Annotated in this window: 13 protein-coding genes and 1 pseudogene; 7 read left to right on the top strand and 7 right to left on the bottom strand. The window is 72.9% G+C overall.

Translation table 11 applies throughout. From position 1 onward, the window contains the following. Positions 1–6: 6 nt before the first annotated feature. Together ACFV04_RS10370 and ACFV04_RS10365 are read right to left on the bottom strand one after the other, a co-directional pair. The gene (locus ACFV04_RS10370; RefSeq protein ID WP_360254522.1) at positions 7–1,605 is read right to left on the bottom strand and encodes a carboxyl transferase domain-containing protein; all 1,599 of its coding nucleotides are present in this window, start codon (positions 1,603–1,605) and stop codon (positions 7–9) included. Continuing rightward, entirely contained in the window at positions 1,602–3,419 is a 1,818-nt protein-coding gene (locus ACFV04_RS10365) for an acyclic terpene utilization AtuA family protein (RefSeq protein WP_380528220.1), read from the bottom strand. Before ACFV04_RS10365 ends, ACFV04_RS10370 begins: the two co-directional genes overlap by 4 nt. 864 nt (positions 3,420–4,283) lie before the next feature. On the opposite strand from ACFV04_RS10365, the gene ACFV04_RS10360 reads away from it, so the two are divergent. The 4 genes from ACFV04_RS10360 to ACFV04_RS10345 all read left to right on the top strand — a co-directional run bounded on the left by ACFV04_RS10360 (position 4,284) and on the right by ACFV04_RS10345 (position 9,120). After that, complete coding sequence (locus ACFV04_RS10360) at positions 4,284–4,784, top strand: hypothetical protein (protein WP_380344981.1); 501 nt, start codon at positions 4,284–4,286, stop codon at positions 4,782–4,784. A 245-nt stretch (positions 4,785–5,029) separates the two neighbouring features. Continuing rightward, positions 5,030–5,956: a C40 family peptidase gene (locus ACFV04_RS10355; RefSeq protein ID WP_380528217.1), complete on the top strand. Its 927-nt coding sequence runs from the start codon at positions 5,030–5,032 to the stop codon at positions 5,954–5,956. A 159-nt stretch (positions 5,957–6,115) separates the two neighbouring features. After that, positions 6,116–6,529 (top strand): VOC family protein, encoded by a 414-nt coding sequence (locus ACFV04_RS10350; protein ID WP_380528215.1) that lies wholly within the window; start codon positions 6,116–6,118, stop codon positions 6,527–6,529. Positions 6,530–6,735: 206 nt separating this feature from the next. Further along, a complete protein-coding gene (locus ACFV04_RS10345; protein WP_380528213.1) occupies positions 6,736–9,120 on the top strand; it encodes an ATP-binding cassette domain-containing protein in 2,385 nt (794 codons plus the stop codon). A 125-nt stretch (positions 9,121–9,245) separates the two neighbouring features. Here the strand turns inward: ACFV04_RS10345 and ACFV04_RS10340 are convergent, their stop codons facing one another. From ACFV04_RS10340 to ACFV04_RS10325, 4 genes and pseudogenes are all read right to left on the bottom strand, one after another. Further along, positions 9,246–9,755, bottom strand: a complete 510-nt coding sequence (locus tag ACFV04_RS10340) for a GNAT family N-acetyltransferase (protein ID WP_380344986.1) — start codon at positions 9,753–9,755, stop codon at positions 9,246–9,248. Between the two features lie 168 nt (positions 9,756–9,923). Next, positions 9,924–11,738 (bottom strand): endonuclease/exonuclease/phosphatase family protein, encoded by a 1,815-nt coding sequence (locus ACFV04_RS10335; protein WP_380528291.1) that lies wholly within the window; start codon positions 11,736–11,738, stop codon positions 9,924–9,926. Positions 11,739–12,277: 539 nt separating this feature from the next. After that, positions 12,278–13,195 (bottom strand): annotated as a pseudogene (locus ACFV04_RS10330) (Gfo/Idh/MocA family protein); the annotation flags it as partial. A gap of 334 nt (positions 13,196–13,529) precedes the next feature. Further along, a complete protein-coding gene (locus tag ACFV04_RS10325) occupies positions 13,530–14,072 on the bottom strand; it encodes a TetR/AcrR family transcriptional regulator (protein WP_380344989.1) in 543 nt (180 codons plus the stop codon). 113 nt (positions 14,073–14,185) lie between these two features. On the opposite strand from ACFV04_RS10325, the gene ACFV04_RS10320 reads away from it, so the two are divergent. Then, entirely contained in the window at positions 14,186–14,389 is a 204-nt protein-coding gene (locus ACFV04_RS10320; RefSeq protein WP_380344990.1) for a hypothetical protein, read from the top strand. A 174-nt stretch (positions 14,390–14,563) separates the two neighbouring features. Here ACFV04_RS10320 and ACFV04_RS10315 read toward each other — a convergent pair whose 3' ends face one another. Further along, the gene (locus ACFV04_RS10315; RefSeq protein WP_380344992.1) at positions 14,564–15,475 is read right to left on the bottom strand and encodes a LysR family transcriptional regulator; all 912 of its coding nucleotides are present in this window, start codon (positions 15,473–15,475) and stop codon (positions 14,564–14,566) included. Between the two features lie 343 nt (positions 15,476–15,818). On the opposite strand from ACFV04_RS10315, the gene ACFV04_RS10310 reads away from it, so the two are divergent. Together ACFV04_RS10310 and ACFV04_RS10305 are read left to right on the top strand one after the other, a co-directional pair. Continuing rightward, positions 15,819–17,246 (top strand): TolB family protein, encoded by a 1,428-nt coding sequence (locus ACFV04_RS10310; RefSeq protein WP_380528208.1) that lies wholly within the window; start codon positions 15,819–15,821, stop codon positions 17,244–17,246. Between the two features lie 247 nt (positions 17,247–17,493). Next, a complete protein-coding gene (locus tag ACFV04_RS10305) occupies positions 17,494–19,146 on the top strand; it encodes a TolB family protein (protein WP_380528205.1) in 1,653 nt (550 codons plus the stop codon). Positions 19,147–19,291: the final 145 nt, after the last annotated feature.

Here is a 19,291-nt window from a genome sequence, read left to right as displayed (position 1 = left end):
GCTCGCTCACATTCGGAAGACGCCGTAGCCGCGCGTGCCCTCGACCGGCGCGTTGTGGATCGCGGACAGGCACAGGCCGAGCACCGTGCGGGTGTCGCGCGGATCGATCACACCGTCGTCGTAGAGGCGGCCGGACAGGAACACCGGCAGCGACTCGGCCTCGATCTGCTGCTCGACCATCGCCCGGATCGCCGCGTCCGCGTCCTCGTCGTACGGCGTGCCCTTCGCCGCCGCCGACTGCCGGGCGACGATCGAAAGCACCCCGGCGAGCTGCTGCGGGCCCATCACCGCGGACTTGGCGCTCGGCCACGAGAACAGGAAGCGCGGCTCGTACGCCCGGCCGCACATGCCGTAGTGGCCGGCGCCGTAGGAGGCGCCCATCAGGACGGACAGGTGCGGGACGGTGGAGTTGGCGACGGCGTTGATCATCATCGCGCCGTGCTTGATGATGCCGCCCTGCTCGTAGTCCTTGCCGACCATGTAGCCGGTCGTGTTGTGCAGGAACAGCAGCGGGGTGTTCCGCTGGTTCGCCAACTGGATGAACTGGGCGGCCTTCTGGGACTCGGCGCTGAACAGCACGCCCTGGGCGTTGGCCAGGATGCCGACCGGGTAGCCGTGCAGACGGGCCCAGCCGGTGGCCAGGCTCGCGCCGTAGAGCGGCTTGAACTCGTCGAAGTCGGAGCCGTCGACCAGCCGGGCGATCACCTCGCGCGGGTCGAAGGGCACCTTGAGGTCACCGGGGACGATGCCCAGCAGCTCCTCCTCGTCGAACCGCGGCGGCTCGGCGAGCGGATCGGGGCCCGGCCCCGGCTTGCGGTGGTCGAGCCGGGCGACGATCCGGCGGGCCAGCCGCAGCGCGTCCGCCTCGTCCACCGCGACGTGGTCGGCCAGGCCGGAGGTGCGGGCGTGCATCTCGGCGCCGCCCAGCGACTCGTCGTCGGCCTCCTCCCCGGTCGCCATCTTCACCAGCGGCGGACCGCCGAGGAACACCTTGGCGCGCTCCTTCACCAGCACGGTGTGGTCCGACATGCCGGGGACGTAGGCGCCACCGGCCGTCGAGTTGCCGAACACCACGGCCACCGTCGGGATCCCGGCGGCGGACAGCCGGGTGAGGTCGCGGAACAGGGCGCCGCCGGGGATGAAGATCTCCTTCTGGCTGGGCAGGTCCGCGCCGCCGGACTCGACCAGGTTCACCAGCGGCAGACGGTTGTGCAGCGCGATCTCGTTGGCCCGCAGCGCCTTGCGCAGCGTCCACGGATTGCTGGCACCGCCGCGCACCGTCGGGTCGTTGGCGGTGATCACGCACTCCACGCCCTCGATCACCCCGATGCCGGTGACCAGCGCCGCGCCGACCGGGTAGTCGCTGCCCCAGGCGGCCAGCGGCGACAGCTCCAGGAACGGCGAGTCCTGGTCGATCAGCAGCTCGATCCGCTCGCGGGCCGGCAGCTTGCCGCGGCCCCGGTGGCGTTCCAGGTACCTGGGGCCGCCGCCGGCCAGCGCCTTGGCGTGCTCGGCGTCCAGGTCGGCCAGCTTGGCGAGCATCGCCGCGCGGTGCTCGGCGTACTCGGGCCCGGCCGGGTCGACGCGGGTGGGAAGGACGGTCACAGCGGCCTCTCCGGGCTGTCGGGGAGCGGGTTCGGGGCGTCCGGCGGCGCAGCCCCCGGACGGTCGAGCGGCGCGGACTCCGGACGGTCGAGCGGCGCAGGCTCCGGACGGTCGAGCAACACCGTCGGGACGTCCAGCCGGCGCGAACGCAGCCACTCGCCGAGGGCCTTGGCCTGCGGGTCGAAGCGGTGCCGGGCGGCGACGCCCTCCCCGAGCAGGCCGGTGAGCACGAAGTTGACCGCGCGCAGGTTCGGGAAGAGGTGCCGGGTGACGGCCAACTCGGCGGTCTCCGGCAGGAGTTCCCTGATCCGGTCCACGGTGAGGGCGTGCACCAGCCAACGCCAGCCGTCCTCGGTGCGCGCCCAGACGCCCAGGTTGGCGTCGCCGCCCTTGTCACCGCTGCGGGCACCGGCCACCAGGCCCAGCGGCACCCGCCGGGTGGGGCCGGGCGGCAGCGGCTCCGGCGCCTGCTGCTCGACATCGGCGGACCGGCCGGTGAGCGGCGCGGGCGGGACGGCGATCCGGCGGCCGTCCGGCAGCACGGCGGTGTGCTCCACCACCTTGGCGTCGACGTACGAGGCGGTGAAGACCCCGTACGGCGCACCCGGCCCGGGTGGGGCCGTCAGATGGAAGCCTGGATACCCGGCCAATCCCAACTCGACGGCGGCCTTGCCCAGTTCACGCCCGACTTTGGCCGGGTCCGGGTCGCGGGCGGTCAGCCGCAGGAGGGCGGAGGCGGCCTCCTCGGTCGGAGCATCCTGATGGTCCGTCCGGGCGAGCGTCCAGCGCAGCTCGGCCGGGCGCGCCTCGGGCGGCAGGGCCTCGGCGAACTGCCGTTGCACCAGCGCGGCCTTGGCCTCGATGTCCAGGCCGGTGAGGACGAACACCACCTCGTTGTGGTGGCCGCCGAGCGCATTGAGTCCGACCTTCAGCGTGGCCGGCGGCGCCTCTCCCCGGACCCCGTCGATCCGGACCCGGTCCGGCCCTTCCTCGGTGAGCCGGACGGTGTCCAGCCGGGCCGTCACGTCGGGGCCCAGGTAATGCGATCCGCCGGTCTCGTACAGGAGTTGGGCGGTGACGGTGCCGATGGTGACGGCGCCGCCGGTGCCCGGATGCTTGGTGATCACGCTGGAACCGTCGGCGTGGAGTTCGGCGATCGGGAAGCCGGGACGGGTCACGTCGTGCTCGCGGAAGAACGCGTAGTTGCCGCCGGTCGCCTGCGCCCCGCACTCCAGCACGTGCCCGGCGACCACCGCCCCGGCCAGCGCGTCCGACTCCGTCGGATCCCAGCCGAAGTGCGCGATCCCCGGCCCGACGACCAACGCCGCGTCCGTCACCCGCCCGGTGACCACCACGTCGGCGCCCGCCCGCAGACAGGCCGCGATGCCGAACCCGCCGAGATAGGCGTTGGCCGCCAACAGCCCTTCCGGCAAGCCGAGTTCCGCCCGACGGGGCAGCAGATCGTCCCCCTCGACGTGCGCCACCGCCGCCTCGACACCCAACCGCCGTGCCAGCCCGCGCAGTTCCTCCGCCAGCCGCGCCGGGTTGAGACCGCCCGCGTTCACCACAATCGCCACCCCGCGCTCACGCGCCAGGCCGAGGCACTCCTCCATCTGCCGTAGGAAGGTCCGGGCGTACCCGCGCGACGGGTCCTTGATCCGGTCCCGCGCCAGGATGAGCATGGTCAGTTCGGCCAGGTAGTCCCCGGTGAGCACGTCCAGCGGCCCGCCGGTCAGCATCTCCCGCACCGCGGCGAACCGGTCCCCGTAGAACCCCGAGGCGTTCCCGATCCGCAGTACCGCGCGCTCGCGCACCAAAGCGCCTCCCCTGCCGGTGAGTTGGCGACGCTCCCACACGAGCGCCGTCGGGCAGCAGCGTGGCACCGCCGGTAGAAAAAAGCAATCATGCCTGCTTGTTTTCCGTCACGACCCCCACCGGGCACGCCACGTACGCCTCCACCACCCGCACCGGGCACTCCGAGGCGCAGCCCGAGCCGGCGACGGCCGGCGCGAGGCCTCGGCCCGCCCGGTCGCCGGCGGGTCACGACGCCCCGGCAGGTCATGACGCCCCTCCGGGCCACAACGCCCGAAAAGCCGATCCCGGTCGCGCACCCGACGCGACGACAACCACGAGGATTCGACCCGATCAGCGGTGCCGGAATACCCGCATCCGACTCGGCGATCGATCGATCGATTCTCACGACGGCCGATCGCCGATGATCCCGAACGGCGCGGACCGGTCGCGCGGACATCGGCCCCACCGGACGTTCGACGCCTCTTTCACCCGACCCCAAAGGTCCGCCGAGCATTATCCGGATTCCGTACGACCACTTGGGCGGACGAAGGATCACTGCGGCCTGTCGTGGCGCCCTCCCCGGACCTGCGGAGCCGACCGGAGCAGGCTGTTGCGGCTCCGGATGTCAATTCCGGACAGATTGATTCCGCAGCATTCGCCCGTTGCGGATTCAACGGCCTGCGTCCGCGAAATCCGCAGTAATCCGGCAACGCCGACCCGATCCGACGGAATGGGGAATTCGGACGACAAACCCGCCTCGACGGCCGAATGCCCGCGGGGTTTGCCGGAATTTTGACATACCGGAGAACGTGATATCTGGACCGGGCCCCACCCCTGTGGCACTGTTCCGGCGAGAATCCTTCGACACCCACGGGGGGACATCCATGAAGCTCCGCACCCGGATCCGCGCCGGCGCCACCGCGCTCGCCGTCGCCACGGGCGGCCTGACCTTCGCCGTGGCGGGCCCCGCGACCGCCGCGCACGCGTGCGGGCTGTCCCAGCTCGGCCCGGGCCACTCCATCTGGAGCGGGGGCCACACGGTGGGCGGCTTCTACCTCGCGTGGAACTCGTGCACCGCCCAGGCCTACACCGAGGCCCACATCACCAACACGAACTGGACCCGCAAGCAGGGTCAGATCGACGTCTACAACTACAGCTACCTCAGCGGCGGCGGCTCCCACGCCTCCGGCCCGTCCAGTCCGACGGTCGTCTTCGACGGGACCGCCTGGTGGGACTCGGGCATGCTCTCGATCTACTCCTACCCCAGCGGCGACCGCAACTACATGGGCCAGGTCCAGTTCAACGGCTGCTCGATCGGGTTCACCCCGAAGTGGAACTTCTCGGGGAGCGGGGCCCAGACCAACGGTTCGGACATGTACTGCTGACCCGGCGACAACAGCAGCCGTGCGCGGCCCCGGTGTTCCCCAGGTCCGACCTGATGCGGACACCGGGGCCGTCCCGTACGCCGCACCCACCGCCGCACCCGCCCCTACGGCGACCGTCAACGGACTGTCTCGGGTTGCCGGTTGCCGCGCCGGAGCGGGAGAAGACCGGCAACCGGTCGGGCACGGACGGCAGGTGAGGCACGGCCATTGACCGGTGGTCAGCTGCGACGGAAGGATCCGCGGTCATGACGACGCGCATGGGTCCTGTGTGCCGGTGGCCGGTCGCTCCGCTGCGGTGGGCGGCCTTGCTGTCGCTGTTGGTGTCGGTCGGCGTGTTCTTCGCCGGGGCCGGGGAGGCCCGGGCCGCGCCCGCCTGCGGGGTGCTGTCCACCGGGGCGGCGCCACAGGCGACCGCGGCCGTCCGGTCCGCCTGCGGGCTGATCGGCACGCCGTACTCGTGGGGCGGCGGGCACGGGGCGCAGCCCGGTCCGACGTACGGGCTCTGCGACGCCTCCAACGGCGCCCCGGACGACTGCCACGTCCGGGGCCTGGACTGCTCGGGCATGGTCCGTTACGCCTACGACCTGGCGGTCGGCGAGGACGTCGTCAACGGCACCACGCGGACCCAGTGGCCGTCCTCCCGGGCCGTCGCCCGCTCCTACCGGGCGGACGGGACCGCGCCGCTGCTCCCCGGCGACCTGGTGTTCTTCGGCGCCACCGCCCCGACCATCCACCACGTGGCGATGTACCTCGGGCAGGGCTGGATCGTCGAGGCGCCCTACTCCGGCGGCTACGTCCAAGTGGCCGCGCTCGCCTCGCACGGCGACTACTACGGCGCGATCCGGCTGTACGGCCCCGGCAACTCCACCCCGACGCCACCCCAGCCGCCGTCGGGCGGCGGCACGTACTGGGTGGACACCTTCGCCGCCGCCGCCGTCTACGCCTCGCCGAACTCCACCACCGCCACCGGAACCCTGAAGCAGGGCACCAACTACGTCTACTGCAAGGCCTGGGGTCGCGAGGTGTCGAACGGCACCGCATACAACCACTGGTGGCTGAAGACCGACCCCGACAGCGGCCCCGCCGGCCAATGGGTCTCCGCCTACAACCTCTCCCACTGGGGCAACGACACCGCCAAGGACAACGACGGCACCACCATCCCCGACTGCTAGGAGGAGGTTCCCGGAGCCCGATGCGTCGGGGACCGGGCGGGACGGACCGGGCAGGGCGGGGACCGGACGGACAGGGACCGGACGGACGGGTACCGGGCGGGGCGGACCGATCAGTTTTCGAGAAGCCCCCGGCCCGGGCCCCCGCCTAGCGTTGCGGTCATGAGCGACATCACCATTCACTGGACCTTCCTCCCGCACACCGACCCCGAGGCCTCCCTCGCCTTCTACCGCGACCTGCTCGGCTTCGAGGTCCGCAAGGACGTCGGCGGCGGCGCGATGCGCTGGATCACCGTCGGTCCCGCCGACCAGCCGGGCGTCTCGCTGGTGCTGGAGCCGCCGGCGATCGACCCGGGCATCACCGAGGAGGAGCAGCGGACCATCACCGAGATGATGGCGAAGGGCACCTACGCCCGGCTCGTCCTCGGGACCGCGGACCTGGACGGCGTCTTCGACCGGCTGAAGTCCGGCGGCGCCGAGCTGGTGCAGGAGCCGGCCGAGCAGCAGTGGGGTGCGCGTGACTGCGCGTTCCGCGACCCGGCGGGCAACCTGATCCGCTTCAACGAGGTGCGCTGAACCAGCCGCCAGGCCGGCCGGGCAGCCGTAGGCCGCCCCGGTGGCCGAACACGGAAACCCCCCGGCACCCGCACCCGACGGGCCCGACCCCACGGCACCGGCCGGACCGGACCGGACCCCCTCGATTCTGGTTGGATCGAGGGGGTTCACCGCCGACCGTGACCGCGGGGTCGGGCCCGCCCGATCGACAGGGAGAGACGACGACCATGCCCAAGAGGACGGACGCGCACCCCGCGCCGCACGCCGCCGACACCCACGACCTGATCCGCGTCCACGGCGCGCGCGAGAACAACCTCAAGGACGTCAGCGTCGACATCCCCAAGCGCCGGCTGACGGTGTTCACCGGCGTGTCCGGTTCGGGCAAGAGTTCACTGGTCTTCGACACCATCGCCGCCGAGTCCCAGCGGCTGATCAACGAGACCTACAGCGCCTTCGTCCAGGGCTTCATGCCCACGCTGGCCCGCCCCGAGGTGGACGTCCTGGAGGGCCTGACCACCGCGATCATCGTCGACCAGCAGCGGATGGGCGCCGACCCGCGCTCCACCGTCGGCACCGCCACCGACGCCAACGCAATGCTGCGCATCCTGTTCAGCCGCCTCGGCACGCCGCACATCGGTTCGCCGAAGGCCTTCTCCTTCAACGTGCCCTCGATCAGCGGGGCGGGCGCGGTGACCGTCGAGCGCGCCGGCAAGACCGTCAAGGAGCGGCGCAGCTTCAGCATCACCGGCGGCATGTGCCCGCGCTGCGAGGGCCGGGGCAGTGTCTCCGACATCGACCTCACCCAGCTGTACGACGACGGCAAGTCGATCGCCGAGGGCGCGATCACCATCCCCGGCTGGAAGACCGACAGCTGGTGGACGGTCGGCATCTACGCCAACTCGGGCTTCCTCGACCCGGACAAGCCGATCCGCGAGTACACCAGGAAGGAACTGCAGGACTTCCTGTACCGGGAGCCGACCAAGGTCAAGGTCAACGGCGTCAACCTCACCTACGAGGGCCTGATCCCCAAGATCCAGAAGTCGATGCTCTCCAAGGACAAGGACGCGCTGCAGCCGCACATCCGCGCCTTCGTCGAGCGTGCCGTCACCTTCACCGCCTGCCCCGACTGCGGCGGCACCCGGCTCAGCGAGGCCGCCCGCTCCTCCAGGATCGCCGGGACCAGCATCGCCGACGCCTGCGCGATGCAGATCAGCGACCTCGCCGCGTGGGTCCGCGGACTCGACGAGCCCTCGGTGACACCGCTGCTCACCACCCTGCGGGAGACCCTCGACTCCTTCGTGGAGATCGGCCTCGGCTACCTCTCGCTGGACCGCCCGTCCGGCACGCTCTCCGGCGGCGAGGCACAACGGGTCAAGATGATCCGTCACCTCGGCTCCTCACTCACCGACACCACGTACGTCTTCGACGAGCCCACCACCGGCCTGCACCCGCACGACATCGACCGGATGAACAAGCTGCTGCTGCGCCTGCGCGACAAGGGCAACACCGTGCTGGTGGTCGAGCACAAGCCGCAGACCATCGCGATCGCGGACCACGTGGTCGACCTCGGTCCCGGCGCCGGTGCGGCGGGCGGCTCGGTCTGCTACGAGGGCGGCGTGGACGGGCTGCGGGGCAGCGGCACGGTCACCGGCCGGCACCTGGCGGACCGGGCGCCGCTGCGGGAGAGCGTGCGCAAGCCCACCGGGCAGCTGGAGATCCGGGGCGCGGACGCCCACAACCTGCGGGACGTGGACGTGGACGTCCCGCTCGGGGTGCTCACCGTGGTGACCGGGGTCGCCGGCTCCGGAAAGAGCTCGCTGATCCACGGCTCGATCCCCGTCCACGAGGGCGTGGTCTCGGTCGACCAGGGCGCGATCCGCGGCTCGCGCCGCAGCAACCCGGCCACCTACACCGGACTGCTGGAACCGGTCCGCAAGGCCTTCGCCAAGGCCAACGGCGTCAAGCCGGCCCTGTTCAGCGCCAACTCCGAGGGCGCCTGCCCGACCTGCAACGGCGCCGGGGTGGTCTACACCGACCTGGCGATGATGGCCGGGGTGGCCACCACCTGCGAGGACTGCGAGGGCAAGCGCTACCAGCCCGCCGTGCTGGAGTACCGTCTCGGCGGCCGGGACATCGCCGAGGTGCTGGCGATGCCGGTGACCGAGGCCCAGGAGTTCTTCGGCGAGGGCGAGGCCCGGCTGCCCGCCGCCCACCGGATCCTGGAGCGGCTGGCGGACGTCGGCCTCGGCTACATCAGCCTCGGTCAGCCGCTCACCACGCTCTCCGGCGGCGAGCGGCAGCGGCTCAAGCTGGCCACCCACATGGCGGACAAGGGCGGCGTCTACGTCCTCGACGAGCCGACCACCGGCCTGCACCTGGCCGACGTCGAGCAGCTGCTCGGGCTGCTGGACCGGCTGGTCGAGTCCGGCAAGTCCGTCATCGTGATCGAGCACCACCCGGCGGTCATGGCGCACGCCGACTGGATCATCGACCTGGGCCCGGGCGCCGGTCACGACGGCGGGCGGGTGGTCTTCGAGGGCACCCCGGCCGAGCTGATCGCGGCCCGCTCCACGCCGACGGGCGAGGCCCTGGCGGAGTACGTCGGCGGCTGAGCCCCGCCGCTCCGGCCGGTCACCGGTCGCCGGGCGCCGGGCGCGGGTCACCGATCGCCGGGCGCGGGTCACCGAGCACCGGGCGCCCCGGGCCCTCCCCCTCGGGAGCCCTCCCACAGGGGGCGTCACCCCAGGGGGAGGGCCATCTCCAGGATCCGCGCCGAGGTGTCCAGCACGTACGGCGTCTCGCCCCCGGTGTACGCGAACCCGCGCCGCAGGTAGAAGGCGGCTGCGCGGGGGTTCGCCTCGTGGACCCCGAGCAGCATCCGCGCGGCGCCCTGACCGCGGGCCCAGGCGAGGACCGCGTCCAGCATGGCGTCCGCGACGCCGCGTTCGCGGCCGCGGTGCTCCGGGTCCACCCAGACGCCGATCAGCTCGACGGCGTCGGCGTGGTCCTTGCTCGGGACGGACAGCATGGTGGCGACCCACTCCCCGTCGGCGTCCACCGCGACCAGGCCGACCCTGCCGGGCTCGTTGACCCAGTCCGTCCGGGCCCGCCACGTGCCTTCGCCGAGGCGGCCGGCCTCGGCGTGGATCTCGCCGAACGCCATGGGCGTGTCGAGGAGTTGGGCGAGGCGCACCGTCCGCAGCCGCTGCCAGTCGTCACGGCCGATCCGCTCGATCCGGTACGTCACGCTCTCCCCCGTCACACCGCGCGTCACAGGACGCTGCCTCCGCCACCGGTGATCACCGGTGGCGGAGGCAGGATAGCCGGAGCCCGGGCCTTGACCGCGGGCCCGGGCCGAGGCCCCCGGTCAAAGCCCCAGGTCAGGGCCCGCGGTCGGCCCCGGGGCGGACCGGCGTCACGGCTTGATGCGGACCACCTGCGGGTCGTGGTCGCTCGCCTGCTGGGCGAACTCGGAGTTGATGTGCACCACGTCGTACTTGGCGTAGCCGACCTCGGGGCTGACCAGGATGTGGTCCAGCACCTGCGAGTTGCCCTGGTAGACGTACGAGTACTGCTCGGTCTCGGGCAGCTCGTTCACCAGGTCGCGCAGCACGCCGCCCTTGGTGAGCGCGGCCAGCGCGGGCGAGAACTGGTAGTCGTTGAAGTCGCCGAGGGAGACGACCCTGGCCTCCTTGTCGGCGGCCAGCAGCTGCGCGACGAAGGCCTGCTCGACGGTGGCCTGCTTGACCCGCTGCACCTCGGAGCTGCGGGTCGGCTGCTGGAAGCGGCTGTCGATGCCCTGGTCGCCGCCCTTGCTGTTGAAGTGGTTGGCGATCACGAAGACCTTCTGGCCGCGGAAGACGAACTGGCCGACCAGCGGCTTGCGGCTGTTGGTCCAGGCGTCGTCGTTCGGCGCGATCCGGCCGGGCGAGGCGGTCAGCGCGGTGGCGGCGCCGGTGCCGGTGACGCCGACGGCGGTGGTGGAGTCGCCGCCCGCGATGTCGGTGAAGGAGACCCGCTGCGGGTTGAACAGGAAGACCTGGCGGATGTTGCCGCCGGGCTCGCCGCCGTCCTTGCCGTCCTGCGGGTCGATCGAGCGCCAGTCGTAGGCCGGGCCGCCGGCCGCCTTGATCGCGGCGACGAACTTGGCCACGGTCTGGCTCGCGTCCACGGTGCCGTCGCTCTTGGAACCGTTGTTGTCCTGGATCTCCTCCAGGGCGACGACGTCGGGCGAGCGCAGGTTGGTGACGACGCCCTGGGCGAGCTCGGCGAACTTGGCGTCCGGGTTGTTCGGCGCCAGGTTCTCCACGTTGTAGGTGGCGAGGGTGAGTTCGCGGTCGGTCGCCTGGGCGGTGACCTCGCGCTGGAGGTGGTTGTCCTTCAGGGTGCCCACGGTGCCGGCGACGAGCGTGTAGCCGCCGAAGTTGTTGTAGTCCAGCGGGCCGGTGGTGGTGCCGGTCAGCTCGTCGCCGACGTTGGCCACCGGGAAGGGCTGCTGGGAGACCGCGGCCTGCTGCTGGATCATCAGACGGCCGACGTTGGGCTCGCGGTAGGACTCGTACAGGACGCCGCCGCGCTTGCTGCGCTGGTCCTGGCGGTCCGCGGCGACCCACAGCTCGTTGTACTTGTCGGTCGCCTGGATCACCCGGACGTCCTTGACCTGGACGAGCATGCCCTCCAGGGACTCGTAGAAGTCCAGGGCGTACTTCTCCGGGTTCAGCGTCACGCCGTCGATGGATCCGTCCGCGCCGGCCGCCGGGCTGTAGGTGCCGGGGATGTTGCGGGTGTCGACGACGACCGGGGCGGGCAGCGGGTTGCCGGAGGAGACGACCGTGACGGCCGGGGCAGTGATCTCGGTGACGGACTGCGAGCCGCCGGAGTAGCTCGGGTAGTACTCGGTGACCTTGCCGCTGACCAGCACGGAGTCGCCGACCTTGACGGTCGGGTTGCCGCCGGTGAAGACGAAGATGCCCTCGCTGGTGGCCGGGTCCGCGTCCGGGTTCGGGTCCTGGATCCAGAAGCCCTTGGAACTGCCGTACGCACGCACGCCGGTGACGATGCCGGGCACGCCGGTGACGGGCTTGCCGGCCTGCGGGGATATCCGGGTGGCGCCCTGGACGTCGTGGATCCGCAGCGGGCCGGCCTCGGTCGGGGCGGGGGTGGCCGCGCCGGCGGCGTTGGCCACCGGGAGCGGGACGAGCACCAGCGAGGCGGCCAGCGAGGCCGGGATCAGGGCGGCGCGCAGCAGGGTTCTGTGCGGGCGGGAGGCGGGGGCGGTGGTCACCGGGGCAGGACTCCTAGCTCCGTCGTGCGGCACGGTCGTGGCACGGCGGTCCGGGCGGAGGCGCGCTTCGAGCGCGCGCTACTCGCGTAGAGGAAGCAGGGGACGGACACCCGCCCCCCGCGGCGCCCCTCAAGATACGCGCGTAGAAAAAGCCCCGACAAGACCCCGTCAGTGAACTGTCGGTTCCCCCCAGGTGACTTGACTCACGGTCAGACCAGGCTGCTCACAGCCCGCTCCCAGCGGACTCCCAGAAACCCCCGGCCCCTCCGCCACCGGCCCGCACGGCTCGCGGCCGCGCAAGGCGTCGTGCGCGTCGAGGGTCCTGCCGGTGCGCACGGCGTCCAGGAACGTGAGCACGCACTGCTCGCGGCAGCACGCCGGTGGGGGGGCGGCCGGGCGGCCCCCCCCCCCCCCCCGGCGGGGGGGGGGGGGGGGGCCCCCCCCCCCCCCCCCCCGGCGGGGCGCCCCCCCCCCGCGCCCCCCCCCACGCGCTCCACGATCAGCTCACACAGCTCGTGCGTGCGCAGCGCGTCGTGAGCGTCGAGCGTCTTGCCGGCGCGCACGGCGTCCAGGAACGTGACGACGGCCTGCTCGATGCCTCGCTGACGGGCCACCGGCACCCAGTCGCCCCGGCGCCGGACGGTCGGCTGGCCCCGGTGGTCGACCACCTCGGAGAGGTTGTGGACCTCACGCTTGGAATCGCCGCCGGACACCTCCAGCACCTCCTCCGTCGAACCGGACAGCCGGTTCATGATGCCCAGCGCCGTGAACCCCTCGCCGGCGAGGGTCAGCACGACGTGCTCGACCAGGCCGTCACGCACCCGCGAGCGGACATCGACGTGCTCGACCTCCCCCGGCACCAGGAACCGGAGCACATCCACCACGTGGATGAAGTCGTCGAAGACCATCGACCGCGCAGCCTCCGGCAGACCCTCACGGTTCTTCTGCAGCACGATCAGGTCACGCGGACGCTCCTTCGCCTGCACGTAGCCGGGCGCGAAACGCCGGTTGAAGCCCACCATCAGCGAACGGCCCGTCCGGTCGGCCAGATCGACCAGCCGACGGGCACCGTCCACGGTGTAGTCCAACGGCTTGTCCACGTACACATCGATGCCCGCCGTCAGCAACTGCTCCACGATCGGCACGTGCTGACTCGTCGCGGCATGCACGAACGCCGCCCGGATCCCACTCCCGACCAGCGCACCGAGATCGGTGAACCGGTGCTCCGGCGCGATCCGGTGAGCATCACCGATGCGGTCCAGCTTGGCCGCGTCCCGGGTCATCAACCGCAGGTCGAGCCCGGGCAGCGCGGTGAGCACCGGCAGATACGCCTTCTGCGCGATGTCACCGAGGCCGATGACCCCGACCGGGAGGAGGCTGTCGGAAACAGAGGACGAACTCATCGGATTCTCCACACACGCGTGTCGGCAGTGTCGCCCCCACCCTATTCACTGGCTCCCACGCCCCACCAACCCGTCGCCGGCACGCACCATCGCCGGCGCGGCCGGCCACCGCACGGTCCCTCCGTCGAGTGGCCGGCACCAGTCGACACCGACGGCCTGGGGCGGTGGCGGCGTGCACGGTGGTTGGCCCGGTTGCGGCTCGCGGTCGGCGTGCCGAGGTTGGTGAACCGGTCCTCGGGGGTGATCCGGTGGGCCTCGCCGATCCGGGTCGGTCCGGTGCTGAGGGTGCGGGCGATCGTCGGTTCCCGCCCCGTGCGGCCGGCGCCCTGCCGGCTCAGGTGGCCAGGAGGGATTCGGCGATGCTGCGGGCGCGCCAGGCGGCGTCCGGGGTGCCCTCGCGTAGGGCGGTGACGATGGCTCCGTCCATCAGCAGGGCGAACTGCCGTGCACGGCAGGAGGGTTCGGGGATGTCGGCGGCGCGCATGAGCTGTTCGACGAGTTCGATGACGCGCCGTTTGTGCAGGGCCGCCATCTCGCGGGCCGGGCTGGTGCGGTCGGCGATTTCGGTCATCGTGTTGATGGCGACGCAGCCGCGGTAGTCCTGTGCGGCGAATCGTTCGGCCAGGGCGTCGAAGACGTGCAGGGGGTGGCCGCCGTGGGCGGCGACGCGTTCGGAGAGCCAGGCGCGCCAGCGTGCGTCCCGGCCTTCGAGGACGGCGGTGACCAGGGCTTCCTTGCCGGTGAAGTGCCGGTAGAAGGAGGCCCGGCCCACGCCGGATTCGGAGAGGATGCGCTCGACGCCGACCGCGTGGATGCCGTTCGCGTAGAAGAGGGACTCGGCCGTGCTCAGCAGGCGCGCCCGTGCGTTGACTGCCATGGGACCGATCCTAACCGCCCTTGACGCCAAACGGCACCGATCGGTACCGTTTTCGCGTCGGAACGGAACCGATCGGTACCGTTTCAGGGGACAGTCGTACAGCGGGGGGACGCATGAACGAGGACTGGGCCGAGGCCGCCGTCGAACTGGTCGCCGGCTACACGGTGGTGACGGCGGGCGGCGAGGCGGTCTCCTCGGTGCCCCGGGCGCTGGTGGCCTTCCAGGGCGGCTTCGCCAAGCTGCGACTGCCCGGCACCGCGACGGTGCAGGTGGTCTCCGCCCCCGCCGTCCGCCTGATCACCCTCACGACCGGGTGACCCCGGCGGTCGGACGCCCGACCGCCCCCATGGACCTGCGGCTGCACGGCCGCCCTGGCCGGGACGCCACGCCACCTGCACACGGCGCGGCCGCCCGACCCGGGACGCCGGGCAGCCGCACAACCGTTTCCTGACGCCCGTTTCCGAACGCCCGTGGCAGAACCCCGCCGCGCGCTACGCGCTCGCGGCCGCCGCCTCGGCGAGGGCGTCGAGGACCGGCCGGATCAGCGGGTGCCCGTCGGCACCGGCCCGCACGGCCGCGAACACCCGACGGGTGGCGAGCTCGCTGTCCACCGGGCGGACGGCCACCTGCCCGAGGTCGACGCCGCGCAGCGCCGAGCGCGGCACCAGGGCGACCCCGGCGCCCGCCGAGGCGAGCGCCACGACGGCGCGGAAGTCGTCGGAGGAGTGCAGCAGCCGGGGCTGGAACCCGGCGTGTTCACAGGCCAGCAGCACCACGTCGTGGCAGGGGTTGCCCGGGTAGGGGCCGATCCAGGGCTCGTCGGCCAGGGCGGCGACGTCGAGCGGGCCAGCCTCTCCGGCGAGGGGGTGGCCGAGCGGCAGGACGGCCTCGAAGGGCTCGGCGTACAGCGGCACCCTGGTCAGCCGGGCGTCGTCGGCGCGCGGGGCGCCGCGGTACTCGACGGCCACCGCGAGGTCGGCCCGGCCGTCCAGGACCATCGGCAGGCTGGCGTCGCCCTCGGCGTCCAGCACCTTGAGCCGCACTCCCGGCGCGCGCTCGCCGAGCAGGCCGATGGCGGGGGCGAGCACCAGCCCGATGCCGGTGGCGAAGGAGGCGACGGTGACCTCGCCGGAGACGCCCGCGCTGTAGGCGGCGAGGTCGGCCTCGGCACGTTCCAGTTGGGCGAGCACGACGTCGGCGTGGCCGAGCAGGATCTCCCCGGCGGCGGTCAGCCGCACGCCCCGGCCCTCGCGGGCGAGCAGGTGGTGCCCGGTCTCCTGTTCCAGGGCGGCGAGCTGCTGGGAGACCGCGGAGGGGGTCAGGTAGAGGGCGGCCGCCGCGGCGGTCACGGTGCGGTGGTCCGCCACGGCCCGCAGGGTCCGCAGCCGTCGTGCGTCGATCACAGGCCAATTCTGCCAGCGCGGCGGAGCGAACCGGACCGAGCGGGCGGGACCGCGTGGACGCGGGCCCGGCAGGCGGCACGGAGCGGGACCGCGCGGACGCGGGCCCGGCAGGCGGCACGGAGCGGGACCGCGCGGACGCGGGCCCGGCAGGCGGCACGGAGCGGGCCGGGACGCGGCCGAGCCGGCGCGGCCGAGCCTTCGGACGGAGCTACCACCCGTGACGTATTTCCGGTCGGGATCGCTCCCCTTCGTTGACCGTCGGGCCGGACGGCGCTTGGCTCGTGACCGACCGGGCCGCGGGGGTCGAGCGGGCCCGGACACCGTCATCTGGGGAGGATGATCGATGACCACCGCACGCACCCGCCGCCGACTGGCCCGTACGGCCTGCGTCCTGGCCGCCGTCACCGCGGTCGGCGCCGTGACGCCCGCCGCCGAGGCCCGGCCGCCCAAGGGCGACACCGCCCGGGTCAGCGACGGGCCCAAGGGCGAGGGGCTCGACCGCGAGTCCTTCGCGCTCGGCCTGAGCGGCGACGGCCGTCTGGCCCTGTTCTCGTCCTCGGCGACGAACCTGCTGCCCGGCGGTGCCGGCGCCGGGGGCGACGTCTACCTCTGCGACCTGCGCAACGGGCACCTCCAGCGGGTCAGTGTCGCCGACGACGGCGCTTCGCTGAACGCGGGCACCGGCGATGCGGCGATCAGCGGGGACGGCCGGTACGTGGTGTTCGGCACCGCCGCGACCAACCTGCTGCCCGCCCTGCCGAAGCACGCCAACGACATCTACGTCCGGGACCTGTGGACCGGCCGCACCGAGCTGGTCACCGCCGCCGACGGCAGCTCCGGCGTGGGCGACGACCAGAGCCGGCGCACCGCCTACAACCCGGCGATCAGCTGGGACGGGCGCTACGTGACCTACTCCTCCGACCGCTCCGACCTCGCCCCCGGCGTCCGCGGGGGCAAGTTCAACATCTTCGTCACCGACCGCTGGACCCACACCACCCGGGTGGTCTCCACCGGGGCCGACGGCAGCCCGGCCGACAACAGCTCCTACAGCCCGACGATCAGCGCGGACGGCAGCCGCATCGAGTTCAACTCCCGGGCCGGCAACCTGCTCCCGGCGGCCGAGACCCCGCCCGCCGCCAAGGCCGCGGCGGCCGACACCGCCGACGAGCCCGGGGCACCCCGCACCACCGCCGCCGGGACGAGCCCCCGGCTGGCCGGGCTGCGCGCCTACCCGGACTACGTGTGGGACTCCCGCACCGGCAAGATCACCGGCGCGAGCCTCGACGAGACCGGGGAGCTGCAGGGCGGCGGTTCCGACGGGCAGATCAGCCCGTCCGGCCGGTACGTCGTCTACGACCTCTTCCAGCCGGGTGGCCGTCCGGGCTCGCACGGCCGGCACTCGGACGTCTTCCTGCACGAGCTGGCCACCGGCAAGGTCACCAAGGTCAGCAACCCGCTGCCCGGCACCACCAACATCAACTCCTCCTTCGACGCCGCGATGTCCCTGACGGACGAGGTCTTCTTCGCCTCCGACGCCGACGACCTGGTCCTCGGCGACACCAACGAGCAGACCGACATCTTCCGCTACAGCCCGTGGACCGGGCGCACCGACCGCGTCTCCCTCACCCGGGACGACGCGCAGAGCACCGCCTCGTCGTACTTCCCGAGGGTCGACGCCTTCGGCACGACGCTGCTGTTCACCGCCGACGACGGCAACCTCGTCCCGGGCGACGACAACCAGAACGCGGACGTCTTCCGCCGCCGCCTCTGAACCGACCGGACGGCTGGACGACCGGACGGCCGGCCACCTGGACGGCCGGCCACCCGGGTGGCCGGGTGGCCTGATCCGCTGCCCGAAATGGCCTGACTCCCCTGCGGGATACGTCCGTTGACGTACTTTTCCGCCGGGATCACCCGGGGCCGTTGACCACCGCGCCCTCCCGACGATTGGCTCTGCACGAGCCCGTCGCCGGGAGGGAGCCCGGCGCAGGGGGCGATCACCGGGGAGGACAACGCCCATGACCCGTAGCACCCGTAGCACCCGCACTTCCGGTACCACCCGCACTTCCCGCACCACCCGCAACCGGTGGCTGGCCGGCAGCGGCGGCGTCCTCGTGGCCGCCGCCGTGCTCGCCACCACCGTCGTCCCCGCCCAGGCCGCTCCGGCGCCGCGCGGCACCGTCCAGGTCAGCGTCGGCCTGAACGGCGCGGTGCCGGACAACCAGTCGTGGAGCAAGGGGATCAGCGCGGACGGGCACTACGCCCTGTTCACCTCGTGGGCCACGAACCTGGTGTCGCAGCCCGCGAAGAGCGGCCGCGACGCCTACGTCCGCGACCTGCGGACCGGCCGTACCGAGCGGATCAACCTGGCCGACGACGGCAGCGTCCTGAACGGCTTCACCGATTACGTCGCGATCAACGCCGACGGCCGCTACGTCGCCTTCGAGAGCGACGCCGAGAACGTGCTGCCCGGCATGCCGGTCCCGGGACGCACCGAGGTGTACGTCCGCGACCGCAGGACCGGCCGTACCGAGCTGGTCAGCGGCGCTCCCACCAGCACCGACGCCGACAAGTTCCACGCCTCGTACGCGCCCTCGATCAGCGCGAACGGCCGCTACGTGGCCTTCGTGTCCTCCCGGACCGACCTCGTTCCGGGCCTCCAGGGCGGTGACCCCTCGCTCGCCAGGCCCTACACCTGGGACTACAACGTCTACGTCACCGACCGCTGGACCGGGAAGACCCGTCTGGTCACCCTCGGCGTGGACGGCAAGCCGGGCGACAGCATGTCCCTCAATCCGACCATCAGCGCGGACGGCCGCACCGTCGGGTTCACCTCGTTCGCGTCCAACCTGGTGCCGGCCGGGCAGACCCCCGCCCTCGCCGCCCCGGCCGCCGAGGCCGCCGAGGCCGCGGCCGCCGCCGGTCCCGTCGCAGGTCCCGCCGCCACCCGTCCCGCCCCGGGCCCGGCCGCCGCCACCGCCGACGTCGAGCTGGCCCCGGGCACCGCCCCGGCCCTGCCCCGCGGCGCCCGGGTGGCACAGCCGAACCTCGCCCGGCCGACCACCGGCGCCTACTACACCTACGACGTCGACTCCGGCCGCATCTCCGCCGCGAGCCTGGACCTCGACGGCAAGCTCGGGTTCGCGAGCTTCGACGCGACGATCAGCCCGGACGGGCGGCGCGCCGTCTACGCCCTGCCGGAGCCCGGCGGGTCCACCAACGGCCACCGGTACCACCTGGTGCTGTACGTCCGGGACCTCAGGAAGGGCACGGTGACGAAGGTCAGCGGCGGCCTGCCCGGCACCACCTCGGTCGGCACCTCCGACCACGGCAGCGTCACCGCCGACAACCGCTGGATCTACTTCTCCTCCGCCGCCGACAACCTGGTGGCCGGCCCGCAGCACACGGGTTGGGACGTCTACCGCCAGGACCTGCGCACCGGCCGGACCGAGCGGGTCGCCACCGCGCCGGACGGCTCGTCCGGCAACGGCTCCTCGGTCGACCCCTTCGTGGACGCCCGGGGCGAGGCCGTGGTGTTCGGCTCGACCAGCGGCAACCTGGTCGCCGGCACCAACGGCCCGGCGAGCGAGGGCTACCAGGTCTTCGCCCGTCCCACCGGCCACCCCGGCGACGGCGACGGCGACGACCAGGGCCAGGACGACGACGACTGACCGGGCCGCTCCCACCCGTCCGTCCGCCCCGGTCCCGCCCCGGAAACCGCGAACGGGGGCGGGACGTCGGCGGGGCCGGCGTCCCGCCCCCGAGGCGGGAGGGTGGGGCAGGTGGTTGGTGGGCCGGGCGGCGGAGGGGCGTCGA

Origin of the sequence: Kitasatospora sp. NPDC059599, from assembly GCF_042735125.1 — a bacterium.
Taxonomy (GTDB): Bacteria; Actinomycetota; Actinomycetes; order Streptomycetales; family Streptomycetaceae; genus Kitasatospora.
Note: the sequence above shows the minus strand (reverse complement) of the source record. Positions and strands in the feature narration are given on the sequence as shown.